Annotated in this window: 15 protein-coding genes and 1 pseudogene; 3 read left to right on the top strand and 13 right to left on the bottom strand. The window is 41.4% G+C overall.

What is annotated here, in order from left to right; all coding sequences use genetic code 11:
• Nucleotides 1-514: 514 nt before the first annotated feature.
• A complete protein-coding gene (gene spoVB, locus MHH86_RS15010) occupies nucleotides 515-2,071 on the bottom strand; it encodes a stage V sporulation protein B (protein WP_036677910.1) in 1,557 nt (518 codons plus the stop codon).
• A 470-nt stretch (nucleotides 2,072-2,541) separates the two neighbouring features.
• Between spoVB and MHH86_RS15005 the strand changes: the two genes are divergently transcribed.
• Entirely contained in the window at nucleotides 2,542-6,021 is a 3,480-nt protein-coding gene (locus MHH86_RS15005) for a sugar-binding domain-containing protein (protein ID WP_342479771.1), read from the top strand.
• Nucleotides 6,022-6,110: 89 nt separating this feature from the next.
• Here the strand turns inward: MHH86_RS15005 and MHH86_RS15000 are convergent, their stop codons facing one another.
• The 8 genes from MHH86_RS15000 to MHH86_RS14965 all read right to left on the bottom strand — a co-directional run bounded on the left by MHH86_RS15000 (nucleotide 6,111) and on the right by MHH86_RS14965 (nucleotide 17,299).
• Nucleotides 6,111-8,900, bottom strand: coding sequence for a glycoside hydrolase family 3 C-terminal domain-containing protein (locus MHH86_RS15000; protein WP_342479770.1), 2,790 nt, complete (start codon nucleotides 8,898-8,900; stop codon nucleotides 6,111-6,113).
• A gap of 180 nt (nucleotides 8,901-9,080) precedes the next feature.
• Nucleotides 9,081-10,562 (bottom strand): Lsa family ABC-F type ribosomal protection protein, encoded by a 1,482-nt coding sequence (locus MHH86_RS14995; protein WP_076144171.1) that lies wholly within the window; start codon nucleotides 10,560-10,562, stop codon nucleotides 9,081-9,083.
• Between the two features lie 300 nt (nucleotides 10,563-10,862).
• On the bottom strand, nucleotides 10,863-11,771 hold the full coding sequence (locus tag MHH86_RS14990) for an NAD(P)/FAD-dependent oxidoreductase (protein ID WP_076144173.1): 909 nt from the start codon (nucleotides 11,769-11,771) through the stop codon (nucleotides 10,863-10,865).
• A 279-nt stretch (nucleotides 11,772-12,050) separates the two neighbouring features.
• Nucleotides 12,051-12,563 (bottom strand): DinB family protein, encoded by a 513-nt coding sequence (locus MHH86_RS14985; RefSeq protein WP_076099273.1) that lies wholly within the window; start codon nucleotides 12,561-12,563, stop codon nucleotides 12,051-12,053.
• A 412-nt stretch (nucleotides 12,564-12,975) separates the two neighbouring features.
• Nucleotides 12,976-13,521 carry a CueP family metal-binding protein gene (locus MHH86_RS14980; protein WP_036677924.1) on the bottom strand — a complete coding sequence of 182 codons (546 nt, stop codon included), beginning with the start codon at nucleotides 13,519-13,521 and terminating at the stop codon, nucleotides 12,976-12,978.
• Between the two features lie 211 nt (nucleotides 13,522-13,732).
• Nucleotides 13,733-14,599 (bottom strand): SDR family oxidoreductase, encoded by an 867-nt coding sequence (locus MHH86_RS14975; protein ID WP_339825810.1) that lies wholly within the window; start codon nucleotides 14,597-14,599, stop codon nucleotides 13,733-13,735.
• Nucleotides 14,600-14,795: 196 nt separating this feature from the next.
• Nucleotides 14,796-16,547, bottom strand: a complete 1,752-nt coding sequence (locus tag MHH86_RS14970) for a HAMP domain-containing sensor histidine kinase (RefSeq protein ID WP_342479769.1) — start codon at nucleotides 16,545-16,547, stop codon at nucleotides 14,796-14,798.
• Nucleotides 16,544-17,299, bottom strand: a complete 756-nt coding sequence (locus tag MHH86_RS14965) for a response regulator transcription factor (RefSeq protein WP_341031650.1) — start codon at nucleotides 17,297-17,299, stop codon at nucleotides 16,544-16,546. Before MHH86_RS14965 ends, MHH86_RS14970 begins: the two co-directional genes overlap by 4 nt.
• Nucleotides 17,300-17,490: 191 nt before the next feature.
• Between MHH86_RS14965 and MHH86_RS14960 the strand changes: the two genes are divergently transcribed.
• Nucleotides 17,491-18,522 carry a M23 family metallopeptidase gene (locus MHH86_RS14960; protein WP_076099276.1) on the top strand — a complete coding sequence of 344 codons (1,032 nt, stop codon included), beginning with the start codon at nucleotides 17,491-17,493 and terminating at the stop codon, nucleotides 18,520-18,522.
• 113 nt (nucleotides 18,523-18,635) lie between these two features.
• Nucleotides 18,636-19,223, top strand: a pseudogene (locus MHH86_RS14955) (TIM barrel protein).
• A 44-nt stretch (nucleotides 19,224-19,267) separates the two neighbouring features.
• On the opposite strand, the gene MHH86_RS14950 reads toward MHH86_RS14955, so the two are convergent.
• The 4 genes from MHH86_RS14950 to MHH86_RS14935 form a co-directional block, all read right to left on the bottom strand.
• Nucleotides 19,268-19,591, bottom strand: coding sequence for a hypothetical protein (locus MHH86_RS14950; protein ID WP_036677934.1), 324 nt, complete (start codon nucleotides 19,589-19,591; stop codon nucleotides 19,268-19,270).
• Nucleotides 19,592-19,675: 84 nt separating this feature from the next.
• Nucleotides 19,676-20,896, bottom strand: coding sequence for a GNAT family N-acetyltransferase (locus MHH86_RS14945; protein WP_342479768.1), 1,221 nt, complete (start codon nucleotides 20,894-20,896; stop codon nucleotides 19,676-19,678).
• A gap of 94 nt (nucleotides 20,897-20,990) precedes the next feature.
• Nucleotides 20,991-22,358: a Na+/H+ antiporter NhaC gene (gene nhaC, locus MHH86_RS14940; RefSeq protein ID WP_036677940.1), complete on the bottom strand. Its 1,368-nt coding sequence runs from the start codon at nucleotides 22,356-22,358 to the stop codon at nucleotides 20,991-20,993.
• Nucleotides 22,359-22,580: 222 nt separating this feature from the next.
• On the bottom strand, nucleotides 22,581-23,207 hold the full coding sequence (locus tag MHH86_RS14935; protein ID WP_342479767.1) for an HAD family hydrolase: 627 nt from the start codon (nucleotides 23,205-23,207) through the stop codon (nucleotides 22,581-22,583).
• Between the last annotated feature and the right edge of the window lie 42 nt (nucleotides 23,208-23,249).

The following is a 23,249-nucleotide window of genomic DNA, read 5'->3' as shown; positions in this document are numbered from 1 at the left end:
AATTACTTAAATTACTTATGAGCTAGCTCCATTTTTGCATTTGAGTCAATCGAGGATAGTTAGCATAAAGCTAATTAGAATCAGGCAGCGATCTCCGATAATCAAGGATCGCTGCCTGATATTTTGGATCACTGGCGGTTTGACTCAGCAAATTATGACTGTAACTTCTGATATCCCCACTCCGTATATTTGTAGCGCAAGATTTTAACGGAAGCTATTAAGTAACTGCATTTTATACACTTAATCCGTATTGCTAGGGAAAAACTCCGACTTTAACTGCATTCTATACAATTAAAATCAAGAGAAATCACCTAGAAGCCTTAATCTCATGAGAATAGATGTAAGAAATACAGCTATTTTCAATGCGCAACTGCTTTGAACGATTATAGCTGTACAAAATACAGTTAAACACATTGCTGCTTCCCATTTCCTTCATCCGCCTCCATACTGGCACACAGAGGGTTGCATCATTGCTCGATTTACTTTTTGGAGCACGGTACCGAAAGATCACCATTCAAGAAACAGGCGTAATCGTTGGTGGTTTCGGTGCTCTTTCCCAAGCACGGGTTACCTGCAATGTTGCTGCATAGGTGATTAACGAAACGAGCAACGCTCCGAACAGTTCAATGATCTGCCCCAGGTCCAATCGTTCCAGAATTCCGTGAGCCGCCAGCCCGCTAAGCGCCATGACAATTCCTCCTGCTCCCACCTTAAATACAATACGAAAGTCAAAATAAAATCCGATCGTTCCTGCCACAGATAAAAAATTCAACAGTGTCAGCAGCAAGAGTCCCAGTCCGAATCCCATGGCCACCCCTTCGATTCCAATATTAGAACCAAGAACAAAGATCGCAATCACTTCGAAAATATTCGTAAGAATATGGTTCCACATAACGGTTGATGCTTTCCCCAAACCAAGCAAAATTGCTTGCAGTGGCGCTCCAAAATAATAAAGAAAAAATAAGGGTGCAATTAACCTTAGCAGCTCGCCCGCTTCTGGCGAATGGTAGATCATAGTCGTTAAGGGTACAGCCCATAGGTACAGGATGATTGTACATGGAAAACCTACTATAAGCGCGGATCGCATAGCCATATCCATCCGATTATGCATAAGCTTGCTATTGTTGCTCACACTTGCTTCGCTGATCGCCGGAATTAATGCAGTCGACAGCGATTGTGTGAAGAAGCTGGGGAGAAACAACATGGGAAGAGCATAACCCGCCAGAAGTCCGAATTGCTTGGTTGCCATCTCAACACCTACACCAAACAGTACTAGACTTTTCGTAATCAGCAGTGGTAGAAAGGCATGATAGAGCGAATGAATAAAACCGCTGCCTGTCATCGGTAAGCCGATGCGCAGCAAATCTCTTAACGTACTATCTCCTTTAAGTGAAATTCTTGACGGTGGTGGTGGAGAGGTTTTGATCTTACCTCGATTAGCCCATTTGAAAACTGCAAACAAGTAGAGCAAACCAAAACCTTCTCCAACAACGGAGGCAGCCATTGCGCCAGCAGCTGCATAAGCAATACCGTAGGGCAGCAAAACGTTGACAACACCGATAATAACAATGATTTGCGCCAGATTCTCAATAATATCGGAAAAGGCAAGTGGGTTCATGTTCTGTTTTCCACGAAAATAACCTTTCAGTACAGCAGACATCGCAATAATTGGAATGATCGGCGTAATAGCAACCATAGCATAATACGCCCGCTGATCGGCCAAAAAAATCGATGCGATCCATTTGGAGCCAAATAGAGCCACTAAAGTTAATATAATACTCAACGTACCCGTAATGCTTAAGGATACAGTGAGAATACGCTTTACTCGCGCTTCATCCTGCTTAACCTCAGCTTCCGATACAAGCTTTGAAATCGCAACAGGAAGCCCCAGCTCTGTCAGCGTAATAAATAAAGGAAGCAGTGGATGAGCAATCATAAGCAGCCCTACTCCCTCTGCTCCCAAAAAACGTGCCAGCAAGACTCCGTTCAAAAAACCAAGCCCTTTTGTGAAAAATGACGACACGGTTAATATGAACGTGCCACGAATAAAACTTTGTTTACGCATCCCCATTTATACGCATCTCCACCTATGGTTTGTCCTGTCCTTCTTTCTAACTTATTCGAACAAACACAAGTACATGCAGACAAGTATTTGTAAAGTATTTAATCAGCAATAAGCCGCCACATCTTGATTGGTATACCAGGCAATTTCCCTCACTTTCATTATCTTCTGTAGCAAAAACATTTTTCATAGACCAGAGATACTCCTCTGTATCGCTCATTAGTACTGTTTTTGTATAAATTTCATCCTCCGCAATAAAAGATATATTAAGAAATAAATAGATAATTTACCAATGGCATGTTATCATTTTGAATGCGATTTCAATAGCTTTGTTATAACGGTTTTTTTACTCTTCATCGTGAATGTCTTTTTGCAAAATCTTTGATATGATAAAAAAGAATAGAAAAGGCTTTACGGAAATCATTCACATCGATAATAACCACTTCTAAATTTTTCAAAGATAAAGGAGAACTTCATTCATGAGTCAGAAAACAAGATTAAATAATGACTGGTTATTCAGCAAACAGCCGCTTAAGTCTACTTTAGAATCGGTGATAGCAGCTGATTCGGAGTGGATCGACGTAACCTTACCCCATGACTGGCTAATTTTTGATACACATAATCTATATGAAAGCGGAGAAGGCTGGTACCGTAAAAGCATAGTTATAGATGAGCACGTGCCAAATAGCCGTGTGTCGCTTCGTTTTGAAGGCGTATACATGGACTCCACTCTCTATGTGAACGGCCATATCGCAGGCGTCTGGAAAAATGGATACTCCACTTTTGAATTAGATATCACGCCATACATTATTGAAGGTATCAACGAAATCTATGTTCAAGTGGTTCATGAGTCTCCTAACTCACGCTGGTATTCCGGTGCGGGCATCTATCGGAGTGTATGGCTGAAGACGTATCCAGGGACACAGATTGTGCCTGATGGTATTTATATCTCTACTCTCAAAAAAGAGGATGCCTGGAATGTTGAGGTAGATACCGAAGTATTGTGCAATGATCTATTGCAAAGCGCAAAGCACTACATAATTCGTCACAGTATACTAGATGCTTCAGGAACTTGTATCTCTCATGTAGAAAATGAAATCCCAGTACAAGTCGGGTCTGCTGTATCCAGCTCTGCCCTCTTATCCATCAATAATCCAATGCTCTGGGATATTAACCAGCCTTACTGTTATAACCTAAAAACGGAGCTGTTAGAGAACGAACAAGTGATCGAGGAAGAAGTCCAAACCTTCGGATTCCGTACGATGGAGTTTGACAGCCAACAAGGTTTCTTTTTGAATGGCCGAAAGGTGAAGATTCATGGCGTATGCCAACATCATGATTTGGGATGTTTGGGGGCTGCGGTGAATAAGGTAGCTCTAAAAAGACAGATTATCCTCCTGCAGGAGATGGGCGTAAACGCTATTCGTACGGCCCACAATATGCCAGCCGTTGAATTGATGGAACTAGCCGATGAGATGGGCGTGCTCATAGTTTCCGAAGCATTCGATATGTGGGAACGCAGTAAAACTCCTTTTGACTACGCCAGATTTTATCCGGATTGGTGGAAACAAGATATTACCAGTTGGGTACGCCGGGATAGAAATCGCCCCTCCATGCTCATGTGGAGTATCGGAAATGAAATATACGACACCCATGCCGATGAACGCGGCCAAGAGTTAACCATAGAATTACGAGATCTGGTGCAGGTTCATGACCCTAAAGGAAATGCAGTGGTTACTATCGGTTCCAACTATATGCCTTGGGAGAATGCACAGAAATGCGCAGATCTAGTGAAGTTCGCAGGGTATAACTATGCCGAAAAATACTATGATCAGCATCATGAGGAACATCCAGACTGGATTATTTATGGCAGTGAAACATCGTCTACTGTACAGAGCAGAGGCATCTATCACTTCCCTTTTGCTCAGTCTGTATTGTCTGACGATGATGAACAATGCTCAGCTTTAGGAAATAGCTCCACTAGCTGGGGTGCCAAGAACACAGAAGCTTGCATCATTGCAGATCGTGATGCGACCTACTCACCGGGACAATTTATTTGGACTGGATTTGACTATATCGGGGAGCCGACCCCGTACTTCACTAAAAACTCGTATTTCGGTCAACTGGATACCGCGGGATTCAAAAAGGATTCCTATTATATTTATCAAGCAGAATGGACGGATTACAAGGTCGCCCCGATGATTCATATTTTTCCATACTGGGATTTCTCTGAAGGGCAGCTTATTGATGTGCGAGTATGCTCCAACGCACCACAAATCGAATTGTTCTTTAATGATCAATCCATGGGCACGGTTAACATTGACCATAAACATGGTAAAAAGCTGCTTGGGGAATGGCAGCTCCCATTTAGCGAAGGTACTCTACGAGCAGTCGCTTATGATGAACACGGAGTACAGATCGCTGAAGATACGGTAACTTCTTTCGGAGATTCAACTACTGTGGTCATGAAGCCTGATAAAACTCAGATCACTGCTGACGGATCGGACTTGGTATTTGTTGAGATCTCGACCCTCGATCTAGAAGGACGTCCCGTGGAGAACGCCAATAATCGTATCCAAATCTCTGTAGAAGGACCGGGGCGTCTTGTTGGTTTGGATAATGGTGACAGCACTGACTACGATTCATATAAAGGAACAAGTCGCCGGATGTTCAGTGGAAAATTGCTTGCAGTCATTGCCTCTTCATTGGAGCCAGGTAAAATCGTTGTACGTGCATCTTCCCAAGGCTTACAGTCCGCTGAGCTTACACTGACTGCCGAAGCACGAGAGCTAGATCATTCTAAGGACGAAGAGCTTGTACTTTATCAGCATTCGTCACAATCACTATCGGATGTGAGCGAGTTATCCCAAGACTATTTATCAGATGAAATTCCCGTTCGCAAGCTGGAAATCATATGCCCACAAGGAAATCAACTAACGAAGGACACCCGAGCACTTCCGGTTCGTGTGCAAATTCATCCAGAGAACGCAACCTATCAGGAAATTGAATGGCGAGTTACGAATGCTGCCGGCATTGACGCCAATATAGCCGTTCTTGAGGCAAATGGGCATGAAGCAGTAATATCGGCTTTGGGAGACGGAGACGTCTATGTACGGTGTGCAACGAAAAACGGTGCAGATCAAGTGCGCCTGTACTCGCTTATGGAATTCCATATTCGAGATATGGGAGCTGCCTTTTTGAATCCTTATGAGTTTGTTTCCGCTGGTTATCATAGCAATACGAGCCGGAACTTAACAAATGGGAATGAACGCGGAGTGGCTACTGCAAGAGAAGGTGAAAGCTGGATCTGTTTCGACAACATCGATTTCGGTGATTATGGAGCTACTGAACTTACCCTTCCTATCTTCGCGCTAGATAACGATAAATATACGATTGATATATGGAAAGGTACTCCGGATGCTCCAAACGCAGCTCTGCTGACACAGGTAACCTATCAAAAACCTTCTATATGGAATGTATATCAAGAGGAAACCTACTCATTACCTGAGCGAATAAAAGGTGTCACCACCCTTTGTATTGTTCTTCATAAAAAGATTCATCTCAAGGGCTTTCAGTTTAACAAACCTTTAAAAGCGTACGAACAACTTAACGTTCTGGAATACAATCAGATTTATGGGGATTCCTTTACACTGGCAGATGGACAAATCAAAAATATTGGTAACAACGTCTCTCTCATCTTTAAAGATATGGACTTCGGTGAGACTGGAAGCACTAAACTAACCTTATGCGGGCATTCGCCTATCGATAAAAATACTCTGCATATTCTATTTAGCGGACCAGAGGGTGAAAAGAGACAGCTTGTGGAGTTTACACAGTCAAGTGATTATTGCGAAAGAGAATTTGTGTTGGAGCGAGTAACCGGTCCACAAACCGTCACCTTTATATTTCTACCGGGGAGCCAGTTTGACTTTAAGTGGTTCCAGTTCCAAGCAGAATAAGGTAGTTTCAACTTTAAACTAATCGCTTAGCAAAAGGAAAACCCTGCGCATTAGCACAGGGTTTTTCCTTAACTTATATTTAGAGCTACTTAGTCGACTTTATTAAATTCGATCCAGTCGATCTGTAAACCTGGTTTAATGAACTCCAGTTTCATTTCATAAAGACCTGCTTCGAGTTCTACTTTCACAAGCTTTTGTCTAATCCATTGACCTTCTGTACCATTGGTTTGAATGGTTGTCATCAATTGACCATTCAAATTAACATTGCATGCACTTTGAGCCAGCTCAGGCTCTGTTGACATGATATGCACGAGGATCCGATATTGACCAGCTTGGCCAACTTCAAAGAAAGTCGATCCTTCAACGGCTGGCTTAACCTGTGGATTTTGAGATAAGGATTGTACTTGTTCTGCAGTAAGTGAAGGATTAGCCTTAAAGAACTCAACCGTTTCAACAATTTGCTGTTTTCTCGAGAATACTGGAGCATGTATGATGAACTCACAAATATTCATTGCAGAACGTTGTAGCTCTCCTCTAGTCAAAGATCCATTTTCCAAGGATTCAATGGTGTTGTCATTCCATCCATTAATTTCGGCGCCATAGTTAGCTACAACCATGTACAGGTCATTTTGTGCACGGACCATCCAATTTGTAAATTTCCGGTCTGCAGCTCCACCATTAACGACATCATTCATGATGGCCCACCAGTCTGTCATGACAATACCTTTGAAGCCCCATTCTCCGCGGAGAATTGTAGTGTTCAAATCGTAATTTGAAGCGGCCCAATGTCCATTAACAGGGTTATAAGAGGTCATAATTGAATTTGCCCCACCCTGCTTCACAGCAATTTCGAAACCTTTCAAATAAATCTCGCGAAGCGCACGTTCCGACACAACAGCGTCAACCTTACTGCGATGTTTCTCCTGATTATTGCAGGCAAAATGCTTCAGTGTGGCATTAGAGCCACCTTTCATAATCCCACGTGTACATGCAGCGGCAAACACCCCAGAGATCAAAGGATCTTCAGAAAAATATTCAAAGTTGCGGCCATTAAGCGGGCTGCGACGAATATTCAGACCTGGTCCAAGCAAGGTGTCTATGTTGTTTCTTACCAACTCTTGTCCTTCTAACACATACAGCTCTTCGACTAATTCGGCATTCCAAGTAGCTGCAAGAAGCGTTCCGATCGCAACCTGAGTCGCTTTTGCTCCACTATCCATACGAATTCCTGAAGGACCATCTGCCGTACATGCAACAGGGATTCCTAAGTTATATAGACTATCACTTACTCCTCCAAATGCAGAAGCTGTACCCGGTGTAACTAAAGGACTGCTCATGCCTTCACCCCGGACAATGGCAGCCAAGTCATCGTCACTAAGCTGGGCAATAAAAGCTTCCATACTAACTTTTTGTTCAAATACATCTCTTAATTTATGCCCTTGATTGCCTGTCTGGGAGATCGTTGTTGGTAGATTGCTCTCGATCCGTTCTGCTAACGAAATCTTGCGTGTTGGAACCTCTACATACAGAAGTTCATACGAACCGTCTGCATTTTGAACGCCAGGTTGCATTCTTGTAAAGCTTTGCGTTGGTGCAAGAGCTTCTTGTAACTGTTCCACAACTTGAAGAGTTTCCACGACATAGCCGCTATTCCCTTCAACCTTGACTTCCTCCACTTTTTTAACACTCGTTCCCGCAAACACGCGGTACGTGCCTTCTTCTAGCACATAAGCAGAAGCATGCCCTGTCACACCAGCGTCATCATAGGAAGCCATAGAATGAACAGGAAAACTCACAGTAAGACGTTGAGCTTCGCCTGGCTGAAGGACTTTTGTTTTTGCGAATGCTGCCAAAGCTTTAGCAGGCTGTCCCAATTTTCCTTGTGGAGCTTCATAATAGACCTGAACGACCTCTTTTCCAGCAAAGGTAGTTCCTATATTGGTTACGGTTACGCCGACTTCAACATTTAGTTCGCCAGCTTTGTTAATAAGTTTTGCTTCTTCTGGCTCGAGCTTAAACTTGGTATACGATATTCCATAACCAAACTCATATTGAACCTTTTCTGGGCAAAATGTCTCGAAATAGCGATAACCAACATAGATATCTTCCTGATAAAGGTTTGTAAATTCATTGCCGTAGTTATGTGTTGACGGGTAATCGTTGATGGAATATGCGATCGTGTCTGTTAATTTACCGCTTGGAGTCACTTCTCCGGCCAGCACGTCCGCAATTGCATTACCACCTTCCATTCCCCCCTGCCAAGAGTAGATGACAGACGAAATCGGATTTTTATAGCTTTCATCGTTCAGCCAGCTCATATCAATAATATTAGAGACGTTCAGTACAACAATCGTTTGCTCAAAATATGTAGTTACCTGCTTCAGCATCGCCTTTTCATCAGCTGTTAGTTGGTAGCTCCCTGAACCATCGACATTATCCTGATCTTCTCCTGCTGTACGTCCGATTACAATGATTGCTTTGTTCGATTTTCTTCTAGCCTCTGCTACCAATTCGTCGGATAAAAGCATTTCCTTCTGGTTCCATGGCTCTGCAGCCCAAACGCCGCCACCATTATCAAATGGATTTTGCGCAATCCACTTCTCATATACTGCTGCCAAATCTTCGTTGACCGTAAGGTTCTTTTTACTGCGAAGACCGCCTAGCAGGTTGGTCGTATAAGTAACATGAACACTACCGCCCGAACCAGTACCACTGCGATAATAATTCACTTGAGTTCTGCCAAAAACAGCAACATTATCACCTTTACCAAGCGGAAGCACCTGATGATCATTTTTCAACAGTACCGCACCTTCTGCTGCTACCGTTCGGCTAAATTCTGCAAAACCTTCTAATGGAATTCCCACACTCTGTGTACTCAACTTGTTTCCTCCTGTTGTTCAATTCTATAGGTTGTTTCTTTAGGCATCAATTACATATCATAAAGTTTAACTATACCATTATAGTACATTGGATAACTGTAATATATATAATAATTATCTTTATTAATATAATAATATTGGTCTGTTAGAGTTGGAAATTTTCAATCGATGTTAAAAATATCAGCTAAGTTCAATGATCTTCGTGGCAACATTATGGCAAAATTCGCGATCATGCTCCACAAAAACGAGTGTTGGTGTATATTCAAGCAATAGCTCTTCAATTTGCATACGTGAAATAACATCAATAAAATTAAGCGGTTCATCCCAAATATACAAATGAGCTTTTTCACTAAGACTTTTGGCGATCAGGACTTTTTTCTTTTGGCCGCCACTGTATGTGGAAATATCCTTATCAAATTGAATTCTGGAGAAATCAAGCTTTCGCAGAATAGATTTAAAAAGACTTTCATCTATCCCATTCTCTCTAGCATAATCTGTTAAATCGCCCCGTAGATCAGAAGTGTCTTGCGATACGTAGGAAATGATAAGCTGGCTATCCTTAGTGAAGGTGCCGGTATAATCTATATCCTCGCCGCAGATCAATTTGATGATACTTGATTTCCCGGAACCATTTTTACCCGAGAGTGTTATTCTCTCCCCCTGCTCAATGGTAAAGCTTACTTCTGAACATACCCTTTTCTCTCCGTAAAAAACCGAAACATTGTCCAGCTCCGCAAGATGACGTTTATGATAAGCAAGCTGCGTAATCTCTAAGTTCTCAGAATTTTCAATATTTTTAAGAAGCTTAGACTTTTCGTTGATGGCAGATTGCTGTCTTTGCTCGATGGCTTTAGAGCGTTTCATCATTTTAGCGGCCTTGTGCCCAACATAACCTTTATCTAACTTAGATCCAGAATTTCTAGTTCCGTTTTTAGTTTTTTCCACCTCATGTGACCAGTTACCTGTCCGTTTAGATGATGCTGACAAGCGTTTGATATCTCTTCTAAGTTTTTCGTCTTCTGCTAACTCAAAGTTATCTTGTCTGACTTTATTCTCCCACCAGCTAGAAAAATTGCCCTTTTGAATCTCTATATTAGTTTTATTAATCGATAAGATGTGATCCACACAATTATCTAGAAAGGATCTGTCGTGAGAGACCAGAATATATCCACTTTTTGAATTGAGGTAATCACTGACAAGCTTTCTTGCCGTCATATCCAAATGATTTGTAGGTTCATCAATCAACAGGAAGCTATTTTCCTTAATGAATAATGTGGCTAACAGCACTTTCGTCTGCTCTCCGTTAGACAATGAATCAAAGGGACGATATAACACATCCTCAGAAACCTTTAGCAAAGAAAGCTCACGCATTAACTTCCAATGAATATAATCCGGAAAAATCTCGCTGATCACATCTATGGTGTTAAGCTCCTTGTTATTCACCTGAAAAGGGAAATATTCAAAGCTGACATGAGCAGAAATATTACCGCTGTATTCATGCTTTCCAAGCAATAAGCTAAGAAATGTAGTCTTTCCTCGACCATTTCTCCCTGTGAAACCTAATTTCCAATCGGTATCGATTTGAAAGTTTACGTTCTCAAATATGTTATCGTAGCTGCCTTCATAGGCAAAGGTTAGATTTGTGACATTTATTAATGACATAAAATAATCCTCCTGTATTTTAAAAAATAAAAGCCACAAGAAAGTTACTTTCTTGTGACTCAAATAAATACAGCAAATCCAGCCCCAAATGGAGTTAGATATGGATATATTTTCGAGTGAAAAGAAGTAGTAACTTTCTTGCATACAAAGAATAAAACAAACGAAATAAACCATTGTTGTTGTTTTATTCATCATAGGACGCAAGAATAATTACTACACTATACTTTTCAACTCCGATCATTAATTTGTAATTATGTTATCATGCATACTTATTATTTTCAACTTCCTACCCATAATTCGTTAAAAAAGTTCAAATTCTTCTTCTGTAAGATCCATATTTACACTCATAGCTGTCCGACTCCCGTCAGCCGCGGCAAACACTAGCTGAGAAGGCATAAAATAAGAAACATCTCCAGCCGAATATAATCCTGGAATCGAGGTTCTCCCCGCACCATCTGTGCTAAACCCACCAGAATCATTCCGCTCTACAGCCAAATGATCTACGATTGATGCCATTTGGATCAAATTCGGAGCAATAAACCCTCCCGTTCTTATGATCTCAGTATCATCCGCAAAACGAACCGCCTGAAGTTGCCCGTCATGACCCATAAAAGAGGAAACTAATGATTCTTTGACTACAACCCCCTTGGCCTCAAGACTTTTTTTCTGTTCATCTGAAAGGAATGTCTGGCCGTTCGTGCAGATAACCAAATCTTTACTCCAATTGAGCAGCATTTTTGCCATATGAAAAACATGTGGATTTTCGGAAACAACGACAAGGGGTTGATCTCGTAATTCCCAGCCGTCACAATACGGGCAATTAAACAGACTTTTTCCGTATAATGGACGTAGGCCCTCTATCTCAGGAAGGACCTCCTTTAACCCAGTCGCCAAAATCAATCTGCGAGCTTCAATGTGACGACCAAACGAATCAAGTACTGCAAATCCAGAATCATTTTTGTTAATCGAAATAATCTCAGTCTGGATATGCTCAACTGACGGATAACGTAGTACCTCCTCATACGCAATACGACGAAACTCGGCTGGTGTAACCCCGTCTCTTGTAATAAAACCATGTGACGCATGGGTAACAGCATTTCTTGGCTGATTATTATCAATTAAAGCTACTTTTCGTCTTGCCCTACCAAGAACAAGGGCTGCGTTCAAGCCTGCGGGTCCACCACCAACAATAATGCAATCGTAAATCATATGAATCATCTCCTATATGCAGATATTAAAGACTCTTTTTATCTATTATTAAATCAAAAAAATATCTGTTACATCATAGATTTAATGAATCTATAATATCTCCAAATTAACTAAAGTGTCAACCCAAACCTCCCGATCCTCCATGAGTTTTATTTAGTGTAGTGCTAGAAAAAAGCAAATAAGCCCATTACCGTATGTTTGGAAGTAACTTAATACTCCAATATATAAGGTAAGAGCTATATCTTGAACTTACTTGGCAGTGTAGGGCTTCCTCACTAATCAAACTTCCCCGTTTGCTAATTCTAATTCATCAGCCGAGGGTCCATAAAGACCAGGTACCGGCACGTCAAGCAGCCGCAAATATACTCCAAGCTGTGCCCGGTGGTGAACCATGTGATTCAATCCGATGGTACGAAGCGCAGCAGCCCGGGTCTGACGACGGATGATCTGCTCCCCGTTCCGCAAGGTCCACTCGGCGCCGAGCATCTCCACATTGCTTGCAGTAATTAATTCCTCAATTTCACGAGCTTTCAGGTCGAACTCTTGTAGAACCGCATCGGGACTCTCCAGTGCTTCTCGTCGGTATGCCACGGATGCCAAATCAAACTCCGAGTAAAGAAGAATTGCGGATTGCCAGCTCAGAAGGTTAACGAGATGTGTGGCCAGCCCACCCAGGCTCATTGACTTAGAGTGTGGTTTCCATGTCATATGCTCCTGAGGCAGCTTCTCCAGTATCCGACGCGTACCAGCCAACTCCTGCAAAACATCCCCAATGATCAGCTCTTTAACCATTCATCTCTCTCCTCTCTTCTGTAAAGCAATTTCTTTTGATCATTCGTGTGATACTTTTGTTCCTTTTCCCAAACAGTTTCTAACTCTCCGCTGGATCGGACCGTGGGGCTCTTATTTCGAAGATTTATGGCATTTCACCAGGTTATCGGACCCAGATGCAGCTATTTCCCTAAAAACACTCCGATTCTGTGCCATTATAAGCCAATAAGAGCTATGCAGTCCGATAAGCTTGAAAAATGCTGCGAAAATCTAAAATAGCTGCAATAGAGTCCGATACGATGGACATTTGGCGAAAGTCCGACACAGAATACATCAGAAGGAAGATCAGATTGGACTATGAATAACGAATTCGACATCGCTTAAGAAACATCCTCCTGAGCATTCGCTTTCCAAGTCTTCTCTCTACAACTTTTTAGATACTTTCTGCCAATTGCATAGTGGTAACACATGTATTATCACTCTTAAAAGTGGAAAGTTCAGATTTTGCTGCTTTTCCGTCCTGCTCAATGGTTACGTTATATTTTTTGTCCCGGGGCAACCAAAGATCAATAAATCCGTTAGATAGCGATTTCATTTCTTTATCCACAATCACATTGCCTTCGCTGTCTTCGATATATACTTTAAACTCATCATCCGTTAATTCCCCTTGGCAGCCGGTCAAGCTATGTGTAGCGCAAGGATGCGTATTCTCCACATATGGAGCTATAGAAACAAAAAACTCATCTTTAGGCAAGTCGTAAGTTTTCTCTTTATTGTTACTATCGGTTACAATAAGTTGCTCAGAAGTGATAGAAGCGGACAGGTTTTCCATACTGCTTGAACTATATTCTTGCACTAATTGCTTAATGTCGGTTGTATCTTGTGCTGAGGGCGTATCCTTGTCGATACCTCCCAATAACAAATACGCACCTAATGCAACAACCGCCGCTCCAGATACCAGCAAGATATTTCTTTTCATTTGTAATCATCTCCTTCGCTTATTCGCCAGATTATGTACTCTCTCAGAGTATCTTCCATTTCTTTTAGTATAACTAGTTAAACTAAACTAACACAATTATGAACAAGGCAAAATAGTGAAAAGTTATGTATTTGATTCATCCTCTATCAACACAAAAAAGGCCTCCTCACTGGTTTTTCAACCTCGAGGAAGCCTTTTATCTTTTATATTATTATGCTTGTAAATTACCGACCATAACACGAATGACATCCGCAAGAGGAGTAGCTGAACGTTTCAGCAGTTTCTCTAAATCGCTACTTTCAATATTAAGCCAACCTTCACGAATACCACGTTGTATAGCTACAACTATTGGAAGCGCAGCTTCTGGGACACCCACCTCCGACATGGTCTTGGCATAAGCCTCGTCGTCAACCTGGATTACTTTGATTTCTTTACCGATTACAGTGCCTATGATCTCAGTCAATTCCTCTTGTGTTAAAGGTTTGCCAGACAATTCATACACTGTGTTCTCATGTCCGTCACCTGTCAGTACATTAGCTGCAGCTTCTGCATAATCTCCGCGTGTAGCCCAGCCAACTTTACCGTTCCCTGCTGAAGTCACCCATGGGGCACCTGCTAGAGCGCCTTGAATGGAGCCGATCTCATTCTCCAAATACCAGTTATTACGGAGGAAGCTGTAAGGAATGCCTGTTGCGCGAATAGCTTCTTCGGTGATGCGGTGAACTTCAGCAAGAAATAGTTCACTCTTGTCTGCTTGTCCTACACTTGTGTAGGCAATGAAGCCAACGCCTGCTTTTTCCGCAGCAACAACAGCTGCTTTATGTTGACGAATCCGGGTTTCATTATCACCATCTGCGGATACAATTAATAGTCGATCCACACCGGCAAATGCTGATTCCAGCGTCTCAGGTTGATCAAAATCACCATGACGGACTTCTACTCCACGCGCCTGAAGATCACTTGCTTTTTCTGGGTTCCGCACACTAACTACAAGATCACCTGCGGGTACAGTTTTAAGTAAAGCTTCTATCACCAATGATCCGAATTGACCTGTTGCTCCTGTTATTGCTATTTTCATTTTTACTTCCTCCTCAAATTAGGATGATAAATTTATTTTTAATCACTACCTGTAACTATTGTAGTTACAATCAGTTTAGATGTCAACTTATTTATGATCCCAACTCTGGCTGGATAATAAACAGAAGAATTAAAAAACTATATTCACAACAAAAAAACCACCGTCATTTCCGTTAGGAAAAACGCTGGTTCTATGATCAGCTCCATATCAACTTAATAATGGTCCCTTGTCCAGGGCTACTCTCAACAGCAATCCTGCCCTCCATACATTCGATTAATCCCTTGGAGATCGCCATGCCAAGGCCGGATCCGTTGGAGCTAGATACGGTGTCCGTTCCTCGATAATAACGTTCAAATAGACGGTTAAGTGTGACTTCATCCATTCCATCGCCATCATCGGAAAATTGAATAGTAAATCCACTGTCCTCATCATTCATAGTAAGCGAAACCGTTAAAATCGTATCTGAGGGGTTATGAAGTAAAGCATTCGCAGTCAAATTGTTGACCACCCGCTCTAGCCATGGAGTATACAATCGAGCTCTCACTTCGTTTGGTGCCGGCACAAATATAATTCGTTGCTTCCCGTATTCGGGATTTGCAGCAGCTTGATCAAGGGCTTGATGTAGCCAAAAGTTCAATTCCACCTCCATCAGCTCTGGTGGCTTGATCCCTGTTTTTAGCCGATAGGTCATGGCAAGATCACTAATAAGCATGTCCATATGGGCTGATTTATCCAGCATCGTCCTTGTAAACTTGCGAACTTCCTCTTTCGACCAATCATACGAAGGCTCCGCCAGTAAATGGGCATAACCAGTTATAGAAGATAAAGGAGTTTTTAAATCATGTGTAACACCTGCGATCCATTCTTCCCTCAAATTCTCTGTTTGTTGCCGCAACGCTTGATCTCTCTGCAAATTAGCAGATAATTTCTCTATGGATACCATAACATCAGAAAAAACCCGGTATCTCCGTCTCCATTTACCTACGTGTGTTCGACTACGACGATTTCCTTTACGGTCCATAGGCTCTGTATATATGGCATTTCCAATGGAATCGAGCCATACAAGCATATGCAGCATTGGCGCTCCAAACCTATGAGCTTGCCATAAAGAAAGCAATATAAATGCAAGCAATAAAGCCGCGAGCATTGCAAATGAGCCTTTAATAACAATTTTAACCTCTTCAGGTACCCATACCTTTTGGCCTATATCTGCTCCCTTTACGTTTGGTTGTCCAACGATCCATGTTTGGCCGGTTTGTTTATCAAAAGAAGATCGGACATGATAGCCGTAACGTTCACTGTAGAGAGTGCGTAGTGCTAGCTCTGGCACTGAGTACTTGGTGGGAATCATCTTTGGCCTATTATAGGAGAGCAGCTCCGTACCCGATGAATCAATGAGTTGAACAAAAGCCTGTGATGATTTAATTTCTCTTTCAATCGAATCAGGCAGAACCAGATCTCCATCTACTGCATCAAATGTACCTTCGCTCATTTTTTTTAACAGAGGATCTAGTATATTTGGCGCGCCATAAAGAAGCGTGAATTGTCTCCCATTTTTCTCTTGAATCCATACAGCCAGAGTATACGGAAAAGGCTGAGTCCCTGTCCAATAGGCGACTACTTCACCCGGTCCATATTGAATTGGGACATCTTTTGGAGTGTTGTAGGCACTTTCAACTTTTCCATTTTCATCGATGTTTTGCAGCCAGCCCTTATTCTTCTTCACTTGCTCCAGCAAGCTCGGGGAAAATTGAATGCCCTTCTCATCAATTTTGGAGGATTCAACCAGTTGCTCTAAGCCAACATTCGCAAAATCACGCGTAATACTGATATCGAGAAAACGCAACAGCATCCAAGTAAACGTTACTGCTGCAATAGCGAGAACAACCATTCCCGTAATAGCTAGCTGTAGAACGAACCTTAACGTTAACCGGCGTTTGATATTCATGGCATGGACAACTCCTGGCGGTCTACCTTCACCAGCTTATAACCAAGGCCCCTAACGTTAACAATAAATTTTGGATCGGACGGGTCTGCTTCGATACGTTCTCTAATTCGATGAATATGAACCATGACCGTATTATCATCACTCAGTGCTTCATCGCCCCATACTTTCTCATATAAATCACTTTTGCTGAAAATCTGATTGGGATGTTTGCATAGGAAGACCAGCAGTTGAAATACAAGTGCCGGACAAGCAACAGACTGATCCTCTACCAGGAGTTCTCCCGCTGTCTCATCTAGCTTAAACCTTCCGTAATCATATACATTTGCAGATTTATGGGGGACTATTTCTACACTCTTGCCAGTAGCCTGTTGGTTAGCAGAAGCAAAATATCTCCGCAGCTGTGCTCTTATACGAGCCACCACTTCAAGCGGGTTAAAGGGCTTAGTGATATAATCATCTCCACCTATAGCAAAGCCCGTTAATTTATCGAAATCAGACGTCCGAGCAGTCAGAAAAAGAATAGGAGCATCCGTCGTCTGCCGGATAAAAGGGCAGATTTCGATGCCACTTCGTCCGGGCAGCATTACATCCAGCACAATTAAATCATATTTTTTGGATTCACAGGCACTTACTGCTTCTTCACCTGTTTGCACTGTATCTATATTGACGTAGCCTTCCTTACGCAGCACTGTCTCCATAATGTCTAAAAGTGATACCTCATCATCAACCAATAAAATTGAAGCCTCATTCATATAAATTTTCCCTTTCACAATAGACGTTTTTATCATCATAGCATGATTTTTTTGGCTAGCAATCTTACTAATCTTAACGGAAGCTTAATTCGTATTCATTAAATAGCTAGTAAATTATGTAAGTGTTAATATAGAATTTCAGAAGAGCTAAGGCTAGACTGCTACAATCGTAATACTGGGAGGCGAAATATATGAACAAAAAACCTGAAAAAATCATTCATAAAGTTATTTTGAATACAAGAACTGCCTTGGCTGTAGGGTCACTGTCTTTATTAATGGCTGCCTGTGGAGGAGAGAATGCTGATGTGCCCACTAATGAAAAGGCGGAGCAGACAACAAACCCGGCCACAGCTGCCATTCTGAGTGGATTTGCTCCAGATGAACTATCAAAGATTCTACTGGACGGGAAGTACAAGGAGTTGTATGCCCGCTTTAACCAGCCTTTAAAAGATGAAATAAGTGAAACAGAATTAGCAGAGACAGGAAAAGAATTCACTAAGGGTATCCATACATTGGAAAAGGCATCGACCATGCAGCTTAATGGATTTGATCGACGCACATGGGTTAGTGATGCTGGCAATAAGGGGCTTGTCGGGATGTTTGATCCGGATGGGATGATTACATTAATTCAAGTTCAAGAGCTTACCCCTTCTCCTGAAACCGACAATGTACTAAGTAAACATGAATACGCACTGCCGTTTGAGGGAGATTGGTATGTGTTTTGGGGTGGTGAGAATGTGCTTGTGAATTATCATTATGAGTTAGAAATCCAGCGTTACGCTTACGATTTTATCCAAACCAAAGATAACTATTCCTATAAAGGAGACCCACTAAGAAATGAAAGCTATTATGCCTTTGGCAAAAACATTCTCGCTCCAGCGGACGGCACCGTTGTATCGGTTGTGAATGACATTAAAGACAATGAGCCAGTTGGGGTCATGAATCCGAATCAAGCTACCGGGAATATAGTTGTCATTGATCATGGCGGGGAATATAGTCATTTGGCGCATCTCAAACAAGGGTCAGTTACTGTAAAACCGGGGGATAAAGTCGAAAAAGGGGAGGTTATTGGCTTAACAGGTAATTCTGGTAATACGAGCGAGGCCCATCTACACTTCCAAATCTCAGATGGAGCTGATCTATTCACTTCCCGGGCAATCAGAGTTAAATGGGAGCAAGATTTAAAACCAATTCAAGGCGAGACTATTTTCGCCGCTAATTAGCGCTAAATTCCGGGTCGCTAAGGTTGTCTCTCATAAATAATAGATCAGATAAGACAACCTTGATCTTCCCTAAAAAACTTCCTGTATTCTGAGGAAAGGAAGTGTCAACCCCGATGTCTTTACTCCTAGGCTCTCATGTGTCTATGACCGGAACAAAAATGCTCCTTCGAGCTAGTGAAGAGGCAGCTTCTTATGGAGCGGCCACCTTCCTTTTTTATACCGGAGCCCCACAAAATACACGCCGCAAACCCATTGAAGCTTTGAATATTGAAGCAGGACATGCTCATATGAGAGATAACGGTATTTCTAATATTATTGTACACGCTCCATTTATTGTTAACTTAGGAAATACACTTTCGGCACAGGTCTTTGAGCATAGTATAGAGTTTCTTCAATCAGAAATCATAAGAACAGAAGCTTTGGGTTCAACCCAAATCGTCCTACATCCTGGCTCTCAAGCCGGCATCTCTCGGATCGCGGAAGGCTTAAACGAAGTGCTAACAGATAAACGAAATGTTCAGGTTTCATTAGAAACTATGGCTGGAAAAGGTAGTGAATGTGGAGTCTCTTTTGAATAACTTCCAGCTATTCCCAAACTCTTAGAGACTCCCTCCATCGGTGAAAAGAAATATGTAAACGCACCCTATAAGCATGAGATTTCCTTGTTAAGGGGAGATACAGATGAGCTGGTAAAAAAATAAAAACCGCCAGTTACGCGGTTTTTTATCTGTGCAACCATCATCGATTATCCTTTTGTGGAATCAATTGTAGTAGGCGCGGTTCCATTTACCTGGAGTTTTTTTAACGAGTTTTTCTTTGCTGTTAATTCTTTGGAAAGATCAGCTTGCAGGCGATTCATGTTTTTAATTTCATCGTTAAGCTTTTTGATTCGCGTCATTTTACTGCTCAAATCTGTGTGAGACTTGCTAAATTTCATATCCTGTTCTAATTGATTAATTTTGAATTTGGATTTTTCCTTTTTGTTCTTCACGTTTTTGAGCTTGCTCTCTACCTCTATGATTTCTTGTTCTAACCTTTGGATCATTGGTTTGGTGAAATTAATCGCCATTCTTACACCCCATATCATTTAGTGTTGCCGAGAATCAATTCTACTATAAAAGAACAAAAAAGCACACTCATTAGAGTATGCTTTTTAAAAATAATCAGAGAAATAAGGATGTTCTGGCCTGATTAACCCTTCCAAGAACTGAACTGTTGCTTCATCTGCCTGGATCCGACCGATCCTAGCCAAATAGGTAGGTCGCTTATAGCCCATTAACATCGTGGTTAAAGTAGGAATGTCAATCAACAAGGAAGGGTTAGTCCCTCCTGCGTGCAAAACACCTGTTCCATCTTTATCCACATTAAGTGTAAATGTACCCCGGTTCCATTCCAGCATCGGATCACTCAAGGTGAAGATAAGGCAACCCTCTTTATCCTGTTTTTTAAACGGATACTGTTCGATAAATAATTGCACATCCACTATCCGGGCCATAAAATAAGGAGCAATGGTTTCCTTGATGTCACCATCATCTAAAACGAAGGAAAGCGGCTCCCCTTTATAAATATCCCCTTTGACAAGAGTAATCATCGAAAAATGTGCACTTATAAAGTTCCATAATCCCACCCGAGCTTCTTCGTTGATATAAACCATTTCTTTGATATAAAAGATCTCCTCAGCAACCCAATACAACAGATACCCTGTGGGCAAATCATCATTGTTATAATAGATGCCTACCGTCATTTCATCCAGATCCCAGCGTAAATATTCTTCCCAAGCCAACTTATTTCGAAGCATTGCTCCATGATGCTGCATGGAGAACTGATCATATATCTCCTTGATATCCGGATGTTCAATAGTTACCCGCTCCACGTTCCCAGGAACTTTTTTAGTTTTCGGCAGCTGGGTATCCGGAACTTCAAATGAGATTTTATCGGTAATGATCTCCCAGCCTTTCCGCCTATAATACGGAATAGAATACGGAAATAGATAAGAAATTGATTGTTTGCGGTCCCGCATTTTAGTTAATGCATGCAGCATTAGTTTATTCATTAAACCTAAATTAGCATATTCCGGATAGGTTCCAACACCCGTCAGGCCACCCATCTCATAAATTCGCCCAAAAATATTTACTTGAAATGGGTATACTGCTAACTGTGAAATCAATTTATCACCATCAAACCAACCGACTACATCAGCATACTTTAGAACTGGCAGCTTCGCTTGGGTGATTTCACGATTTTCCCAACCAAAGATTTGTAAATCACGATTCGTCACTTGAAATACATAACGTAATAAATTATTAAATTGCTCTGCATGTTTAGTCTCGACATTTGCTAACCTGATTCTATCCTGCAACTTATTGCGACTCACTATCAATACCCCCGCTGAATTACCCAGATATAAATCAGAAATCACTCTTATTATTCTTTATATCCGTTCAATAAATACATTCTTTCAGAGAAGGTTAGCCTAACGAGTTCTTTTGCAGCTTCGGGATCAAAGCATACGCAAACGTGATGAATGGGCTTAACCACAGAAGGGTGGCATAAGGTATATATTCAATTACCGGTACACCTAGTGTAGCAGCGAAAAAAGCACCGCTAACTCCCCAAGGAATTAAAGGATTAACAAGGGTTCCACAATCCTCTAACGTACGGGATAGTGTCTTTGCTGGAATGCCTCGGCGATTATATTCATCTTTGAACATTTGACCGGGCAACAAAATAGAAAGATACTGTTCACCAGTCATCCCATTAACCGCAATGGATGATGCGCCGCTCATAAGCACGATACTGCTTTTACGTTTGAGGGGTTGAATGATTTTGCGAAAAAAAGCCTCTATGACACCACAATGTTGTATTAGTCCGCCTAATGATAAAGCAATCAAGATAAGTGAAACGGAACTCATCATTGATTGCATTCCACCTCGGTTAACGATAGAAGCAACGGTTTCATTGGCAATAGTACTTTCGTATCCATTCTGCATCACACTGAACCAGACACCGATTTCTGCCTGCTGCTGAATAATAGCGGTCACCAGAAGACCAGTGACAATGCCAACCATCAGTGTAGGAAGGATTGGGATTCGTTTGATTGAGCAAATAATAACGGCAAGTGGTGAGATCAACGTTAACCAGTGAATACTAAATCCATCCTGTAGAGCAAACTTAATCCCCTGAATCGACGATAAATCAATCGCATCGGCTTTTGGTGCGAACAAGAAAAAGACAGTAGTTATAATAAGCGCTGGAATCGTTGTGTACATCATATTACGAATATGTGTGAACAAGGATATACCTACCACTGCAGGTGCGAAATTTGTAGTATCAGATAAAGGTGACATTTTATCACCAAAACAAGCTCCACAAATAATCGCTCCAGCAGCAAGTGTTGGAGAAATCCCTGTCGTCAAAGCAATACCCATCAAAGCTACACCAATCGTGCTAACGGTGGTGAATGAGCTTCCAGTAAACATAGAGACGACAATTGTGACATATAACGCGCTTACTGCAAAGTAGTTCGGATTAATATAATCCATACCATAAAATAAAAGTGTAGGCACCGTACCACTCATCATCCATACAGCGATCAATATTCCGATTAGCATGAGAATAAGAATGGGCATTATAGCTGTTTGTATGCCTTTGATGATAGCTGCCTCAATATCTTTCCATGACACACCAAATAAACCCAATAAGACTGCTGTGCCAACTGTGGTTGCGAGAAGCGGGATATGAGGTTCTGCTTTTAATAGGAAAATAGATACAAAAAGAAATGCAAGAATAAAGGCGATGATAATCATACTTTTTGAAAAACTAAGCTGACGGTCCATAACGATAGTGCTCCTTAACATTGTGATTGGGATAAAATCCGAAGAATGCGGCGCTTCCTTACTTTTAAGCTTTTAAGCTTTTAGGCTTTTGGGCAATGAAGCACAGAGGTAATATTAACGATAAGATAGAGAAGAGTCAATGTTAAGAACATACAATGAAGGTTTTTCCATTAAAAAACAGAGGGCAAAATGCCGCTCTGCTTTATATTCATCCTATTCACTTTACAATTGCAGCTTTAAAATATCCTGCGGAGTTTCAAATTTATATTTCGCGGGAATATGCTCATGCTGCTTGCATCCCCATAAAGCTAATCCAAAATCGACACCAGCATCTCGTGCACATTCATAATCATAAATCGTGTCCCCTATGTAAATAGATGATTCAGGGTTTGCTTTTGATACTCTAATAAATTCTAGCAAGGGGTCTGGATGTGGCTTATGCTTTGCTGTATCTTCTGCGATAACGGTATATGATAAATATTTAGTTAAGCCAAATGGAACGAAATCGTCATTTAGCTCATCTCTTGTCTTGGAAGTCACAATTCCTTGAACGATCTCTTTTGACTGTAATGAACTCATTACATCTACAATTCCGTCAAAGATGTTAATAGTATTATAGAAATCTTTCATGAAAACATTCCATCTCTCATTGCCCTCATGAATATCTTCGATCCCAAGTTGCGGTAATGAAGCTGAACCTGGAATACCTAACACAAAATTAAGCTCTGACAATTCATACTCTTTGTTGTGATCCACCTTTAACATCTTTTGCAGAGAACTCAAAACAGCAATTTCTGTATCAATTAAGGTTCCATCCACATCAAAGATTACAGTGTTATATTTACGCATAACTACCTCCTATAGGATTACAACAAATACAAGATTATTAAT

Origin of the sequence: Paenibacillus sp. FSL F4-0097 (genome assembly GCF_038593125.1) — a bacterium.
In the GTDB taxonomy this organism is placed as follows: Bacteria; Bacillota; Bacilli; order Paenibacillales; family Paenibacillaceae; genus Paenibacillus_AQ; species Paenibacillus_AQ odorifer.
Note: the sequence above shows the minus strand (reverse complement) of the source record. Positions and strands in the feature narration are given on the sequence as shown.

Coding starts and splice junctions, on each gene's coding strand:
- MHH86_RS14950 (WP_036677934.1), bottom strand. CDS start 19,591: ATGGCGATTAATTTCACCAAACCAATGATCCAAAGGTTAGAACAAGAA.
- MHH86_RS14935 (WP_342479767.1), bottom strand. CDS start 23,207: ATGCGTAAATATAACACTGTAATCTTTGATGTGGATGGAACCTTAATT.
- MHH86_RS14970 (WP_342479769.1), bottom strand. CDS start 16,547: ATGAATATCAAACGCCGGTTAACGTTAAGGTTCGTTCTACAGCTAGCT.
- MHH86_RS14960 (WP_076099276.1), top strand. CDS start 17,491: ATGAACAAAAAACCTGAAAAAATCATTCATAAAGTTATTTTGAATACA.
- MHH86_RS14980 (WP_036677924.1), bottom strand. CDS start 13,521: ATGAAAAGAAATATCTTGCTGGTATCTGGAGCGGCGGTTGTTGCATTA.
- MHH86_RS14965 (WP_341031650.1), bottom strand. CDS start 17,299: ATGAATGAGGCTTCAATTTTATTGGTTGATGATGAGGTATCACTTTTA.
- MHH86_RS14975 (WP_339825810.1), bottom strand. CDS start 14,599: ATGAAAATAGCAATAACAGGAGCAACAGGTCAATTCGGATCATTGGTG.
- MHH86_RS15005 (WP_342479771.1), top strand. CDS start 2,542: ATGAGTCAGAAAACAAGATTAAATAATGACTGGTTATTCAGCAAACAG.
- nhaC (WP_036677940.1), bottom strand. CDS start 22,358: ATGGACCGTCAGCTTAGTTTTTCAAAAAGTATGATTATCATCGCCTTT.
- spoVB (WP_036677910.1), bottom strand. CDS start 2,071: ATGGGGATGCGTAAACAAAGTTTTATTCGTGGCACGTTCATATTAACC.
- MHH86_RS14990 (WP_076144173.1), bottom strand. CDS start 11,771: ATGATTTACGATTGCATTATTGTTGGTGGTGGACCCGCAGGCTTGAAC.
- MHH86_RS14985 (WP_076099273.1), bottom strand. CDS start 12,563: ATGGTTAAAGAGCTGATCATTGGGGATGTTTTGCAGGAGTTGGCTGGT.
- MHH86_RS14995 (WP_076144171.1), bottom strand. CDS start 10,562: ATGTCATTAATAAATGTCACAAATCTAACCTTTGCCTATGAAGGCAGC.